We start from the raw sequence: 14,124 nt of genomic DNA, 5'->3' as shown, positions 1-14,124 counted from the left end.
CATTATAGATGACTCTCTATGTAAGTCACAGCATCGCCAACAGTAGCAATCTTTTCAGCATCTTCATCAGAAATTTCCATTTCGAATTCATCTTCTAATTGCATTACAAGTTCTACTACATCTAGGGAGTCTGCTCCTAAATCTTCCTTGAAGCTTGCAGCTGGTACTACCTCAGTCTCTTCTACTCCTAAACGATCAACGATGATTTTTGTTACGCGCTCTAAAACATCTGCCATTCCATTCACCTCCCCTCAAATATTATATTAAATATTGACCAAAAAAACTAGGTGAAATCGATTCTTTTATTACATTACCATACCGCCATCAACATTTAACGTTTGACCTGTAACATATTTGCTTTGATCAGAAGCAAAAAACGTTACAGCATTCGCGATATCTTTCGCTTCACCAAATTGAGCAGCTGGAATAACTTTTAACATTTCGGCTTTAATATTCTCATCTAGTACATCCGTCATATCAGTCGCAATAAAGCCCGGCGCAATTGCATTCACTGTAATATTTCGACTTGCTAACTCTTTTGCAGATGTTTTTGTTAATCCAATAACACCCGCTTTAGCAGCAACATAGTTAGCTTGTCCTGGGTTTCCTATAACACCAACAACCGAAGCGATGTTTATAATTCTACCGTGACGTTGACGCATCATATAACGAGATACTGCTTTTGTACATAAGAATACACCTTTTAAGTTTGTATTAATAACTGTATCCCATTCTTCTTCTTTCATACGCATTAATAAATTATCTTTCGTTACACCAGCATTATTTACAAGAATATCAACTTGTCCAAATGTATCTACTGTTTGTTTCACCATATTTGTAACATCATCAGCATTTGCAACATCTGCTCTTACCGCAATTGCATCAGAACCTAATTTTTTAATTTCATCTACTACTTCATTTGCTTTTTGTTCATTACCAGCATAATTTACTACTACATTTGCCCCTTGTTTCGCTAAATCGATCGCAATCGCGCGACCAATTCCACGTGAAGCGCCAGTTACTAATGCTACCTTCCCTTTTAACATCAGTTTTCTCCTCTCAAATTTGAAATGGTATCTTTTAATGTCTCTTCATCGTATATCGCATATGCTTTTACTGATGAATCAATTGACTTCATAAGTCCAGCAAGTACTTTTCCAGGTCCAATTTCAATAAACGTATCTACTCCCTGGCTCACCATATATTCAATAGACGGGTACCATAATACAGGCGAATAAAGCTGTTCAATTAACTTTTCTTGAATGTCTGCACCACGTGTAATAACTTCCGCCGTAACATTTGCAATAACAGGAATATTCGTGTCATGAATTGTAATTTCATTTAAAACACTTTGGAACTTCTCAGCTGCCGGCTTCATAAGTGAAGAATGGAATGGCCCACTTACTTTTAGTGGAATCGCTCTCTTTGCACCATTTTCTTTCGCTCTTTGAGAAGCAACCTCTACGCCTTGCTTCGTTCCAGAAATCACAATTTGCTTCGTACTATTCATATTAGCGATTTGCACTGCATATCCTTCACTTGTTACTTCTTCTGTAACTTGTTTCAGCATATGTGGGTCAGCACCTAATATAGCTGCCATTGCGCCTTCCCCGCCCGGAACAGCTTCTTCCATATATTCGCCACGTTTCCTTACAGCATATACAGCATCTTCAAAAGTTAATGCACCAGCTGCTACAAGAGCACTATATTCACCTAAACTATGACCAGCGACAAAGTCAGGTGTAATGTCATACTCTTTCAAAGCTGTCAAAATAGCAAAACTCGTTGTTAATAATGCAGGCTGCGCATTTGTTGTTAATGTAAGCTTTTCCTGCGGTCCTTCAAAAATCACTTCTGAAAGTGAATCTTCCAACACCTCATCTGCTTTTGCAAACACTTTTGCAACCTCTTTATTATTCTCTGCTAATTGTTTACCCATTCCAACTGCCTGTGAACCTTGGCCCGGAAAAAGAAATGCTATTTTTCCCATTTCAAATCCTCCTCTTATTGGAGTGACTCTTTCTCCATTACGCTTGAAATCGTAAGAATTACTTCTTTCGCTACCATTTCTCTCGTTTGACGAATCGCACTAAATATCGACTGGTCATTAGAAGAACCATGAGCCTTAATGACAGGTGCTTTCAATCCAAATAATGCAGCTCCTCCATACTCCGAATAATCCATTTTATCTTTTAATACCATAAGTTTTGGCTTTAATACCGCCGCTGCTAATTTGCTCGTAAATGAACTCATTAACTGTTCTTTCAACATAGAGAATAGCGCAAGTGCTGTTCCCTCTAATGATTTCAACGCTACATTCCCTGTAAAACCATCACATACAACAACATCTGCTACACCTTGCAATAAATCTCTTGATTCAACGTTCCCAACGAAATTAATTGGCGCATCTTTAAGCATTGCAAATACTTGCTTTGAAAGCTCGTTTCCTTTTCCATCCTCTGTTCCAACGTTTAATAGTCCAACGCGAGGATTTTCAATTCCTCTTACCTTCTCAGCATAAACAGATCCCATTACTGCATATTGATATAAATGAATTGGTTTTGCATCAACATTTGCTCCAACATCTAACATAACAAAACCTTTTCCATCTACAGTTGGCATTGTAGGCGATAAAGCTGGTCGCTCAATTCCTTCCATACGACCGACTACAAATAATCCAGCTGCCATTAAAGCTCCCGTACTACCTGCGGATATACAAGCGTCTGCTTCTCCATCCTTTACTTGTTGTGCCGCAAGCACCATTGAAGCTTGTTTTTTTCGACGGACCGCTCTTACTGGTTCCTCCGTTGATTCTATTTTTTCGTCTGTATGAAGAATAGTAATTCGTTCATCACTCGTTAAGTATTGACGAATTTCCTCTTCTTTCCCTACTAACGTAATATGTAAATCAGAATATTCCTTAATAGCTTTCATTGCCCCTAATACTACAGCCTTTGGAGCGTGATCTCCGCCCATTGCATCTATTGCGATTTTCATAAGTTGTTACCTTCCTCACTATAATTACTAGATCGATACATTTCAAAAGTGCCTGTAAAAACAAGTTCTTCTCCAACGAAGCTACGCACTTTGACAACCGTCCGTCCCTTATCATTCTCTACATCTTCAACGCGCGCTTTTGCAACAACACGCTCTCCTAATTTTACAGGGCGAATGTATCGAATGGTAGACTTTGCAGTTAAAGCTAATTCTTCATCAATAACCGCAACAGCTAGTGAGTTTGCTTGCGCAAACAGATGATGCCCACGAGCAATTTGATTTCTTTTAAATACATGTTCTATCTTTACTTCAAAGATAGAGATTGCATGTCTATCTAATTCAATATCAATAATTTCTCCAACAACCTCTTCTAACGGTAAAGATTTCACATCTTCTTCATGTTGCTTTGTAGCTACATGTTTAATTCTCTCTCTTAATTCAGGAATAGACAATTCCATACGATCAAGTCGTACTGTTTGTATACTCACTTGAAATTTTTCCGCTAAATCTTCATCCGTAATAAAAGGATTTGATTCGATTGTTTGTTGTAATAACTCTTGTCTTTCTTTTTTACTTCTTCTTTTTTTCATACCGCACCATCCATTTTTATGACTAGGTACTAACAGTAGTATATAATCATTAAAAGTAGAATGCAACAAAAACTTTTGTTGACTCCCTTTAATCGAGCTTCTCTCCTTGGAAAACACCTGTCCCATCAAGATACGTACGCAAGGCAGCATACTGATCATTATGCCAAAACGCTTCTGAATCTACTAGTATCGCCGCATCTTGCCTTGCTGTTTCTAACGCTCGATAATCATGTACCATGTCAGCAACCTTAAATTCTGGTAAGCCACTTTGCTTACTCCCAAAGAAATCTCCAGGACCTCGTAATTCTAAATCTTTTTCTGACAATACAAATCCATCATTTGTTTCAGTCATTATGCGCATTCTTTCTTTCCCTGTTTCTGATTTAGGGTCTGCTATTAATAAACAATATGATTGTTCACTACCACGGCCGACACGCCCTCTAAGCTGATGAAGCTGCGATAAACCGAAACGTTCTGCATCATAAATAACCATTACAGTCGCATTCGGTACGTTCACACCTACTTCAACAACTGTTGTCGATACAAGAATTTGTACTTTATTTTCACTAAACTGTCCCATTATCTCTTCTTTTTCCTGAGACGATAATCTCCCATGCATCAATCCAACTTGGCATTTCCCTTGGTAATGATGCGTCAGCATACTATGTAAGTCGATAGCATTTTGCACATCAAGTTTCTCAGATTCTTCAATTAAAGGACAAATAACGTATGCCTGTCTTCCTTTTTTTATCTCCTTTTCAACGAAACCGAGAACGCGATCTAACATATCATGTTTTGCCCAGTATGTTTCAATCACCTTTCTACCTGCTGGCATCTCATCGATTATCGAAACATCCATCTCTCCAAATGCAGTAATTGCAAGCGTACGCGGAATTGGTGTCGCTGTCATAAATAATACATCTGGACTTTCACCTTTCTCCCGTAAAACTCGGCGCTGCGCTACACCAAATCGATGCTGTTCATCTGTAATAACGAGACCCAACCTATGAAATATAACTTCATCTTGAATTAAGGCATGCGTTCCAACAAGAATATCTATTTCTCCTTGTTCTAACTTCGCTAAAATTTCTCGACGTCTCGCCCCTTTAACAGAACTTGTTAACAGTTCCACCTTCATACCAAAATGCGAAAACGTTTCAGCAAGCGACTGATAATGTTGCTCAGCTAAAATTTCTGTAGGAACCATTAAAGCACCTTGATAATGGGCTAATTTCGATGCATAAAGGCCAATCGCAGCAACAACTGTTTTCCCAGAACCAACGTCACCTTGCAATAGTCGGTTCATCCGATAAGGAGATGTCATATCTTTCAAAATTTCATCTACAACTCGGCGCTGCGCACCCGTTAATGGAAACGGCAGTGCATCGATAAATTCTTGTAATTCTACTGACGGAATCTCTTTCTTCGTCCCTTTTGAATTTTCCCTCTCCATTTTCCGGAGCGTTTGCATTTTCAGCTGAAATAAGAAAAATTCTTCATATACAAAACGGCGACGCGCTTGCTTCAAATCTTTCTGTCCTACCGGAAAATGCAATGCCCTGAGCGCTTCATATCTTGGTAATAATTTATATCGCCCTAACAAACCATCCGGTAACACTTCGACTATAGAATCTCCATATTCCTTTAACGCTTGAGCAATAAAACGACGCATCTGTTTTACTGTAAGTTTCCCCTTTACTGAATAAACAGGTTCCACTTCTTGTTGACGTACAACCGGCCCAAAATGAAGTTCTGATACAGCAATTGTTTGACGATGTTGATCCCATTTACCAGTAATCGTTACCGTTTCATCTAACTTTAATTTTTGCTTATAGTAAGGCCTATTAAAACATACCGCCGTAATTAAATAACGACCGACGAGAACACGAACTGTTAAACGCGATTTCTTCTTACCATAATATTGCAGCAAAGGAGCACTATGAATCTTCCCTTCAACCGTTACACGTTCATCATGCTTTACTTCAGCAAGATCTTTCATCGCATAATCTTCATAACGGTATGGAAAATGTTCTAATAGATGAGAAACTGTATAAATACCCATCTCATGTAGTAACTCAGATGTTTCTCCTCCGATCCCCTTTACATCCGTAACAGGAACTTGTACAACATCATTCAAGATTCTCACACCCCGTCACATTATTTTCTTTATTGCATTTTATTTGAGTACCAATTAGCATCTGTAATCGCTCTCTTTCACCTTATATATTCTATCATAGGCATTCTAAGAGAAACTACTCAAATCCCTTATATAAAACAAGTAAAAAAGAGCCTCACTATTAGCAGCAAGGCTCTTTTCTCTCTTCAATATGCTAGCCTTTTGAATAAAAACTAGTAATAAACTTCATATTACTACTTCTTATCCATTAGCAAGTAAGTAATCCATTTATTTTCAAAACGAATCTTATCTTATTCTACAGAGAAGATGAAAGAATACACTGGTTGGTTTCCAGCATGCACTTCTACTTCTGCATCTTCAAATTTCTCTTCTACAAATTCAACTAACTCCGCTACTTCTTCGTCAGTTGCATCCTCACCTTGTAGAATCGTTACGATTTCAGAATCTTCATCAATAAGCGCTTCTAGTAATTGCTTCGCAGCTCCTACTTTTTCAGCATTTGTAGATACAATTTTCCCATCTGCAATACACATGAAGTCATCTTTTTGAATTGCTACACCATCAATTTCCGTATCACGTACAGCATACGTAATTTGACCTGTTTTCACATGAGATAAAGCTTCTTGCATGTTTTCTTCATTCTCTTCTAACGTTCCAACTGGGTTAAATGCTAACATTGCTGCCATACCTTGAGGAACTGTTTTCGAACGAACAACAATAACTTCTTGATCTACAACTGATGCCGCTTGTTCTGCTGCCATTACAATATTTCCGTTATTCGGTAAAATAATGATTTTTTCAGCATTTGCTTCTTCAATTGCCTTCACGATATCCTCCGTACTTGGATTCATCGTTTGACCACCTTCGATAACTTTCGTTGCGCCGATGCTCTCAAATAAAGTTTTAATACCAGACCCCATAGCTACAGTTACGATACCATATGGTTGTTTTTCTTTCGATTGAGCTGGTTGTTCAGGAACCATAGTAGGTTCATCTAATAAAGCAGTATGCTGTTCACGCATATTTTCTACTTTAATCTTAATTAAACTACCGTATTTTTGCCCGTAGTTCATAGCGTCTCCAGGATGTTCTGCATGGATATGAACTTTTACAATTTCATCATCAGACACAACTAGTAGAGAATCACCATATACACTAATATCTTCACGGAATTTTTGTTCAGAGAAATTATGCTCTTTCACCTTTTCAGCCTCTAATTTCACCATGAACTCCGTACAATATCCATACTTAATATCTTCTGTACTCAATTGGCTTTGTACACTACGGTGATGTTCTGCGCGTACCATTTCATTCATAGATGGTTGCGTCGGTGCATCAGAAGAAATCGTTTCTCCTTTTAAGTCAGCTAAAAATCCTTCGTATACCACTACAAGACCTTTACCACCGCTATCTACAACGCCAACTTGTTTTAATACAGGTAATAAATCTGGCGTACGATTTAACGATGCGTTTGCTTCTTTCACAACGTCTTCCATAAACAAAACAAAGTCGCGCTGTTTTTTCGCAACTGTTACTGCATATTTACCCGTTTCTCTTGCAACCGTTAAAATCGTTCCTTCAATCGGTTTCATAACCGCTTTATAAGCCGCCTCTACTCCAGCTTCTAGTGCTGCAGCAAAATCAACTGTTGTTAATTCTTCTTTTTGTTCAATGGATTTAGAGAAACCACGGAACAACTGAGATAAAATAACTCCAGAGTTACCACGAGCTCCCATTAATAATCCTTTGGCTAAACTTACGCCGACTTTACCAGCATGCTGTGAAGGGTTTGCTTTCACTTCACGCGCACCTGAAGTCATAGATAAGTTCATGTTTGTACCGGTATCGCCATCTGGAACTGGAAATACGTTTAATGCATCAACAAGCTGAACATTGTTTGTTAAATTATTCGCTCCTTGCATGATCATTTGTGATAAACGTTTTCCATCAATTTTTTGAATTGACACAGATTTTCCTCCTTAATGCACATTACAAGTTTATTACTTTAACTCCTTGTACGTAGATGTTTACAGAATCTACTGCTAGTCCTACAGTTTGATCTAATGTATATTTCACTTTCGTCTGCACATTATGTGCCACTTCTGAAATTTTCGTACCATAGCTCACAATAATATACATATCAATATGTACTTCATCTTCATCTTTACGAACAATAACACCTCTAGTGAAGTTTTCTTTTCGTAAAATGTCTGTTAATCCATCTTTTAACTGATTTTTTGATGCCATACCTACGATACCGTAGCAATCTACCGCGGCACCTCCAGCAATTGTTGCAATTACATCTGTACTAATATCAATTTGACCGTACTTCGTTTTAATTTCAATTGACATCTCGTTTCCCCCTTCATAAATGGTGAAAGTGAGCTAGACTACTTTAGTTACTATCATATAATCTTTTTAAAGAAAATTCCATCGTTCTTTCTTTTCACTCTCATATTTTATGTTTTAAATTACACTTTTTTATGATGAGCAAAATAGTCCATTGTTATTATACAACATGTACCACTATAATATGTCAAGCAATTTTTATGGATTTCAACTTTTCTTCATTAACATATAGTGTCAAGTAAATTTTCTTGATTTCTTTTTTCTACGGTGTTGCATTCTCTTTTTAGTTGTGTTAAATTATAGTAGTGTTTTTAGCATCGCATAAAAGACTAACATTGAAAAATTACGTATGGTAAGGTATCAAGGGAGGGAAATATAAATGGCTCGTGTTTGTGCTATTACTGGAAGAAAAGCTCGTTCTGGTAACTCTCGTTCTCACGCAATGAACGCTACAAAACGTAAATGGGGCGCTAACCTTCAAAAAGTTCGCGTACGCATCGACGGAAAAGTTCAACGTGTTTACGTTTCTGCTAGAGCATTAAAATCTGGCAAAATCGAACGTGTTTAATAATAAAAAAAAGAGCCGATAGGCTCTTTTTTTACTATAACAATGGAAAAAGCACCGGTGATAGGTGCTTTTTTTAATCTTTTTTGAAGGTATTTAACATTGCACGAACTATTCCACCAAGAAATTTAGGTAACTTAATTGTATAAAATCTCATGGTTTCCCTCCTAATCCCCATTACTCCACTTGGTCACTATATGATGTAAGGAGCAAAATTGTTTCTTCAATCAGTGCTTCTTATCAACATTAATATGCCAGAAGTAAATGAAAAAGTACCTTTTTCCTCAACGAGTTCGTTACTAATACAAAGTGTTGATCCCCACTCTATTGTTTTATTAGTAAGAGGGTACTTAAAACCAAACAATGTAATCCCTTCCACTATTTCAGTAACTGGTACAAAAGATACATAAGGAAAATTTTTATTTTCTTCAATTATATGTGTACCCATTTTTTTAACTGTTATTTCATTTTTATTGTCCACAATACACATTTCTATCTCTACTTCTAACCCTTTTAAAAGCATCTGTATATTTGCCAAACCGTGATCAAGCCTTCCACCAGTAGCACCAAAAATACGAATTAGTGCCGGCTTCTGTTCTAATGCCCAGTTGATTGCAATTTCTAAATCCGTTTGATCTTTTTCCCGCGGAACAATATGTAATTCGTTCGTTTGCTGTCCCATCCATACTAATTCTTCTTCAGTAACTGAATCGTAATCTCCAAACGCAACAGCCGGGGTAATCCCTTTCTTTAATAGACGGTATACTCCCCTATCAACCGCTGCCCACACTACTTCCTCATTCTCGTATCGAGCAAAATCTGCGCAATATTCCGAAGGTCCTCCTGCCAAAATATGAATAATCATTTTTTCTTCTCCTTCCATTGTAAAAAGGCAATCTGCCATTCGGTAGATTGCCTTTTTACATATTTTTATCCTATCCTATAAATGCCTTACTAGGATAAAAGTTCATCACTACCCACGAATTACGCGAATTGCTTCACCGCGGTCTTTTTGATTGTATACTGCTGACCCAGCTACAAGTACATTTGCTCCTGCTTCCACACAAAGTCTTGCTGTTTCAGCATTTACACCACCATCAACTTCAATTTCCACTTCTAGATTGCGCTCTTTCACCATGTCTGCAACTTGTTTAATTTTCGGTAATACAGAATGGATAAACTTCTGTCCACCAAATCCAGGGTTTACTGTCATAAGTAATACCATATCTATATCTTCTAATACATGCTCAATCACTGAAACTGGCGTATGTGGATTTAATACAACGCCCGCTTTAATACCATGAGATTTAATTAACTGAATTGTACGATGTAGATGCGGACACGCCTCTACGTGAACAGTAATAATATCCGCTCCCGCTTGTGCGAAAGTCGGGATATAGTTATCAGGATTTTCAATCATTAAATGTACATCTAATGGTAATGATGTAATCGGACGGATTGCTTCTACAATTAACGGTCCAATCGTAATATTTGGTACGAAATGTCCATCCATTACGTCAACGTGAATGTAATCCGCTCCGCCCTTTTCTACATCTTTAATCTCTTCCCCTAATTTTGAAAAATCTGCTGATAAAATCGATGGTGCAATTTTAATCATAACTAATACCTCGGCTTTCTCTCTCTAATTTCTTCTACGAATTGTTTATAGTTCTTATAGCGATATTCTGTAATCTTCCCTTCTTCAACCGCAGCTTTCACCGCACATTTCGGTTCAGAAAGATGTGTACACCCTCTAAATTTACAGTATTGGCTCGCTTCTTTCAACTCTGGAAAACAATATGTAAGATCTTCTACTTCTATATCAATGAAATCTAGTGAACTAAAACCCGGTGTATCTGCTACTAGTCCACTCCCAATTGCAATTAATTCTACGTGTCTTGTCGTATGCTTCCCGCGTCCTAAATGGGAAGAAATATCATTTGTTTTCAGCTCTAATTCTGGACGTAGCACATTAAGCATTGAAGATTTCCCAACACCAGATTGGCCCGCAACGACAGAAACACAATTTTCTAAGTATGGTTTTAATATATCAATACTTTCTGACGTATTAATAGAAGTAAATAAAACATCATAACCCATCTCACGATAATCATTCGCATAAGCTTCAACAGTTGCTTTCATCTTTTCATCTACTAAATCCATCTTGCTAATACAAATAATTGGCTTAATGTTATGATATTCAATCAGCACTAAAAATCGATCTAACAGTCCAGGATTAAAATCTGGTTCTACTGCAGAGAACACAAGGATCGCTTGATCGACATTAGCAATAGGAGGTCTAACAAGTTCATTTTTTCGATCAAACACTTCAAGCACATAACCTTCAGTTGGATTATCTGCCTGAAAAACAACTTGGTCTCCTACAAGTGGTGTAATTTTATTTTTTCTAAATACACCTCGCCCACGACATTGCGTAACCCCTTCTTCATGCTGCACGTAATAAAACCCACTTAAAGCTTTTATAATTTTTCCTTCTGGCATAGAATTCTCCTTTTTTGTATAAGGTGATGCTGAATTTAAAAATGAATGGATTTAAATTTTCCAAATAACGATTTCAAAACCTACTATATATACTTTCGCTAATATACATTGAATTTCCCATTAAATGCAAAAAAATATTTACAGCTGCATCACTTTACTAGCTTTTTGAATCATATATTTTTGCCTGCTATACCGTCCACTTTGTAGACAGCATAACAGGCAATAATAATAAGTAGACTTTCACTATTATTGAGTTGGATATGGTACTTCTTTATCAATAATCGTTACTCCATCCCGTACAATTTTATAGTGTCCCTTTGAACCTTCTTGAATTACAAATTCTAAAGAAATAGTCGCTGATTCAGTAATTGTTCTCGTTTCAACCGGTCTATCCATTTTTTGCTGCATGTCTTCTTTATAAATTTCTATTGTTTGCGGCTTTTTTTCACCTGTTACAGCAGGCTCATATGGGATAGAGATATTGTCCAATTTTACCGTTTTAGTCACTTTAGGCTTTTGACCATCAGAGATAATAATAGTTACTTTATCTCCCTCTTTTAATGGTGTACCTGGTTTTGGAAATTGCGAAATTACAAGTCCTTTTTCGACTGTATCTGAATACTCTCGTTTTATATCTGACGTTAGTTTTCTCTCATTCAAATAACCAGTTACACTATTTTCAGTCCACCCCGAAAAGTCACCTGGTCTAATTTGATAAGGACCTTTACTTACCCAGATTTTCAGTTCTTGCTCCGCTTCTATAACCATCTGATCAGGCGTCGGAATTTGTTCTACAATTTCACCTTTCGGCTTATCATTTTCAATATAATTTACCGTAACTTGTTTATATTTTTCTTCTAACTCAGCTTTTACACTCTCAAAGTTTTGACCTGTGAAATTTGCCATCTTACTTTTCTTTTTTCCACCTGATTGATAGATAGTAATTTTAGCGTTTTCTTTTACGACTCTTCCTGCTACAGGGTCCGTTTTTATTACATCCCCAACTTCAACATCATCTGTATATACAATATTAGGCTCCGTCACCTCAAAGCCCTTTTCTACTAATGTATTTACAGCTGTCGTGTATTTCATACCAGCCACATCAGGAACTTTCACATCTTTCGGAATAAATAATCCTGGAATAACCGTAAGTGCTAATGTTATTCCTATTGCTAAAAATAAAAATGTTGAAATTAAAACTTTAAGCCACTTGTTACTCCGTTTTTTCTTCTTATCTAACTCAGCTGCTTCTGCTCTTATCGGTTCTTCCACCTTACTCCCTTTTAAAACAATCGTTTCATCACTTACATTTTCAAATAATTGTTCTTGTTGAATAATCGGAATCGCTTTCGTCGCTTCCATATCTTCCGGTATGTAAAATGGTTGCTCATTTATCCTCTCTGGATATAGCGCAGTTTCAATATCTCGCTTCATCGCATTGGCAGATTGATATCGGTGAAACGGATCTTTTGCAGTTGCCTTTAATATAATATTTTCAACACTTTGCGGAATATTTTCATTCCATCTTTTTGGTGATGGGATTTCACTTTGTAAATGTTTTAAAGCTATAGCAACAGCAGATTCGCCAGAAAACGGTTGTCTTCCTGTTAACAATTCAAACATAACTATTCCAAGAGAATAGATATCTGATTGTTTATTTGCTATCCCGCCACGTGCCTGTTCTGGTGATAAATAATGGACTGAACCGAGCACTGAATTTGTATGTGTAATTGTTGTTGCACTTGTAGCTGTCGCAATTCCAAAATCTGTTACTTTTATTATTCCATCAGCTCGAATTAAAATATTGTGCGGCTTTATATCACGATGCACAATTTCAAAATGATGGGCATGTGCCATAGCGGATGTTAACTGCTCCATAATATCAAGAGCTTCTCCTATAGGTAACATCCCTCGCTCAATTATGTATTGCTTCAATGTTTGCCCTGGTACATATTCCATGACAAGATAGTATATACCATCTTCTTCTCCGACATCATACATATTCACAATATTTGGATGCGACAACGTTGTAACAGACTGCGCTTCTCGATGGAAACGTTTAATAAACTCTTCGTTATTTGAGTAGTCGAGTCTTAATATTTTTACCGCTACATCTCGGCCAAGTATATCATCATGAGCTAAATATACATTGGCCATTCCGCCACCACCAATCATTTTCAGCAGCTTATAACGGTCATTTAAGCGTTTTCCAATCAGCACGTTGCACTTCACCTACTTTCGTTTGTCGAACCCGCATAATCAATAAGAACAAGTGTGATATTATCTTCTCCACCGCGATCATTTGCCAATTGAATGAGACACTGCCCTTTACCTTCAAGCTGTTCATTTAACTGTAAAATTTGTCGCATATCATCAATAGAAACTTTGTTTGATAACCCATCAGAGCAAAGAAGTAATTGATCATCTTCCTCAATCACCAACGTTTTAACATCTAACCCAACTTTTTCTTCTGTTCCTAATGCTCTTAATAACACATTCTTTTTCGGATGATACTCTGCGTCTTCCTTTGAAATTTCACCATGTTTCACAAGCTCATTTACAAGTGAATGATCTTCCGTTACTAGCGTCATTTCTCCTTCTGATACCATATAGCAACGACTATCTCCTATATGCCCTATTGTCACAAAGCTTGGTGTACAAACAGCTATTATAAGCGTTGTTCCCATACCATTACATTCTACATTTTGCTGAGCGTATTCATATATACGCTCATTAATAATCCCAACACTAGTATGTAACCATTGTTCTACTTTTTTCGGCTCATTCATATTATGTGTTTGCTTCCAATAATCATGGAATAATTGAATGGCCATCGAGCTAGCTACATCACCAGCTCGATGACCTCCCATTCCATCTGCTACTACCGCTAATACATTTCCATCTAAATTGTGAAAAACTCCTGCACTATCTTCATTATGTTGACGAACTTTTCCTTTATCCGATAGAAATACGGCTTTCATCTC

The 14,124-nt window shown here is 37.1% G+C and carries 15 protein-coding genes; 1 reads left to right on the top strand and 14 read right to left on the bottom strand.

Going from position 1 to position 14,124, the window contains the following annotated elements; genetic code table 11:
- Positions 1–2 precede the first annotated feature (2 nt).
- The 8 genes from acpP to ACZDYH_RS04130 all read right to left on the bottom strand — a co-directional run bounded on the left by acpP (position 3) and on the right by ACZDYH_RS04130 (position 8,076).
- A complete protein-coding gene (acpP, locus tag ACZDYH_RS04165) occupies positions 3–236 on the bottom strand; it encodes an acyl carrier protein (RefSeq protein WP_000786062.1) in 234 nt (77 codons plus the stop codon).
- A gap of 69 nt (positions 237–305) precedes the next feature.
- Positions 306–1,046, bottom strand: coding sequence for a 3-oxoacyl-[acyl-carrier-protein] reductase (gene fabG, locus ACZDYH_RS04160; RefSeq protein ID WP_000911773.1), 741 nt, complete (start codon positions 1,044–1,046; stop codon positions 306–308).
- Positions 1,046–1,990 carry an ACP S-malonyltransferase gene (fabD, locus tag ACZDYH_RS04155; RefSeq protein WP_000515900.1) on the bottom strand — a complete coding sequence of 315 codons (945 nt, stop codon included), beginning with the start codon at positions 1,988–1,990 and terminating at the stop codon, positions 1,046–1,048. Before fabD ends, fabG begins: the two co-directional genes overlap by 1 nt.
- Positions 1,991–2,004: 14 nt before the next feature.
- Positions 2,005–2,997: a phosphate acyltransferase PlsX gene (gene plsX, locus ACZDYH_RS04150; RefSeq protein WP_086389460.1), complete on the bottom strand. Its 993-nt coding sequence runs from the start codon at positions 2,995–2,997 to the stop codon at positions 2,005–2,007.
- The gene (fapR, locus tag ACZDYH_RS04145) at positions 2,994–3,587 is read right to left on the bottom strand and encodes a transcription factor FapR (RefSeq protein WP_000747348.1); all 594 of its coding nucleotides are present in this window, start codon (positions 3,585–3,587) and stop codon (positions 2,994–2,996) included. The genes plsX and fapR overlap by 4 nt, the downstream gene beginning before the upstream one ends.
- Positions 3,588–3,675: 88 nt before the next feature.
- A complete protein-coding gene (gene recG / locus ACZDYH_RS04140) occupies positions 3,676–5,724 on the bottom strand; it encodes an ATP-dependent DNA helicase RecG (RefSeq protein ID WP_102955945.1) in 2,049 nt (682 codons plus the stop codon).
- Positions 5,725–6,014: 290 nt separating this feature from the next.
- On the bottom strand, positions 6,015–7,691 hold the full coding sequence (locus tag ACZDYH_RS04135) for a DAK2 domain-containing protein (RefSeq protein ID WP_000027129.1): 1,677 nt from the start codon (positions 7,689–7,691) through the stop codon (positions 6,015–6,017).
- Between the two features lie 22 nt (positions 7,692–7,713).
- Positions 7,714–8,076 (bottom strand): Asp23/Gls24 family envelope stress response protein, encoded by a 363-nt coding sequence (locus ACZDYH_RS04130; RefSeq protein WP_000021109.1) that lies wholly within the window; start codon positions 8,074–8,076, stop codon positions 7,714–7,716.
- A 376-nt stretch (positions 8,077–8,452) separates the two neighbouring features.
- Between ACZDYH_RS04130 and rpmB the strand changes: the two genes are divergently transcribed.
- Positions 8,453–8,641: a 50S ribosomal protein L28 gene (gene rpmB / locus ACZDYH_RS04125; RefSeq protein WP_000124776.1), complete on the top strand. Its 189-nt coding sequence runs from the start codon at positions 8,453–8,455 to the stop codon at positions 8,639–8,641.
- A 73-nt stretch (positions 8,642–8,714) separates the two neighbouring features.
- On the opposite strand, the gene spoVM is transcribed toward rpmB, so the two are convergent.
- The 6 genes from spoVM to ACZDYH_RS04095 form a co-directional block, all read right to left on the bottom strand.
- Entirely contained in the window at positions 8,715–8,795 is an 81-nt protein-coding gene (gene spoVM / locus ACZDYH_RS04120) for a stage V sporulation protein SpoVM (protein ID WP_001213599.1), read from the bottom strand.
- A 66-nt stretch (positions 8,796–8,861) separates the two neighbouring features.
- A complete protein-coding gene (locus ACZDYH_RS04115; RefSeq protein WP_000752663.1) occupies positions 8,862–9,542 on the bottom strand; it encodes a thiamine diphosphokinase in 681 nt (226 codons plus the stop codon).
- Between the two features lie 69 nt (positions 9,543–9,611).
- Complete coding sequence (rpe, locus tag ACZDYH_RS04110; protein ID WP_000589974.1) at positions 9,612–10,256, bottom strand: ribulose-phosphate 3-epimerase; 645 nt, start codon at positions 10,254–10,256, stop codon at positions 9,612–9,614.
- A 2-nt stretch (positions 10,257–10,258) separates the two neighbouring features.
- A complete protein-coding gene (gene rsgA, locus ACZDYH_RS04105) occupies positions 10,259–11,140 on the bottom strand; it encodes a ribosome small subunit-dependent GTPase A (RefSeq protein ID WP_001113932.1) in 882 nt (293 codons plus the stop codon).
- Positions 11,141–11,386: 246 nt separating this feature from the next.
- Positions 11,387–13,360 (bottom strand): Stk1 family PASTA domain-containing Ser/Thr kinase, encoded by a 1,974-nt coding sequence (gene pknB, locus ACZDYH_RS04100; RefSeq protein ID WP_000904747.1) that lies wholly within the window; start codon positions 13,358–13,360, stop codon positions 11,387–11,389.
- An 8-nt stretch (positions 13,361–13,368) separates the two neighbouring features.
- A complete protein-coding gene (locus ACZDYH_RS04095) occupies positions 13,369–14,121 on the bottom strand; it encodes a Stp1/IreP family PP2C-type Ser/Thr phosphatase (protein ID WP_000648707.1) in 753 nt (250 codons plus the stop codon).
- Between the last annotated feature and the right edge of the window lie 3 nt (positions 14,122–14,124).

The organism is Bacillus sp. EB V-12 (assembly GCF_056158125.1).
The sequence above is the reverse complement of the archived record's forward strand: the minus strand, read 5'-3'. Positions and strand labels throughout refer to the sequence as shown.

Coding starts and splice junctions, on each gene's coding strand:
- rsgA (WP_001113932.1), bottom strand. CDS start 11,140: ATGCCAGAAGGAAAAATTATAAAAGCTTTAAGTGGGTTTTATTACGTG.
- rpe (WP_000589974.1), bottom strand. CDS start 10,256: ATGATTAAAATTGCACCATCGATTTTATCAGCAGATTTTTCAAAATTA.
- fapR (WP_000747348.1), bottom strand. CDS start 3,587: ATGAAAAAAAGAAGAAGTAAAAAAGAAAGACAAGAGTTATTACAACAA.
- rpmB (WP_000124776.1), top strand. CDS start 8,453: ATGGCTCGTGTTTGTGCTATTACTGGAAGAAAAGCTCGTTCTGGTAAC.
- fabD (WP_000515900.1), bottom strand. CDS start 1,990: ATGGGAAAAATAGCATTTCTTTTTCCGGGCCAAGGTTCACAGGCAGTT.
- acpP (WP_000786062.1), bottom strand. CDS start 236: ATGGCAGATGTTTTAGAGCGCGTAACAAAAATCATCGTTGATCGTTTA.
- spoVM (WP_001213599.1), bottom strand. CDS start 8,795: ATGAGATTTTATACAATTAAGTTACCTAAATTTCTTGGTGGAATAGTT.
- ACZDYH_RS04130 (WP_000021109.1), bottom strand. CDS start 8,076: ATGTCAATTGAAATTAAAACGAAGTACGGTCAAATTGATATTAGTACA.
- fabG (WP_000911773.1), bottom strand. CDS start 1,046: ATGTTAAAAGGGAAGGTAGCATTAGTAACTGGCGCTTCACGTGGAATT.
- ACZDYH_RS04095 (WP_000648707.1), bottom strand. CDS start 14,121: ATGAAAGCCGTATTTCTATCGGATAAAGGAAAAGTTCGTCAACATAAT.
- plsX (WP_086389460.1), bottom strand. CDS start 2,997: ATGAAAATCGCAATAGATGCAATGGGCGGAGATCACGCTCCAAAGGCT.
- ACZDYH_RS04115 (WP_000752663.1), bottom strand. CDS start 9,542: ATGGCAGATTGCCTTTTTACAATGGAAGGAGAAGAAAAAATGATTATT.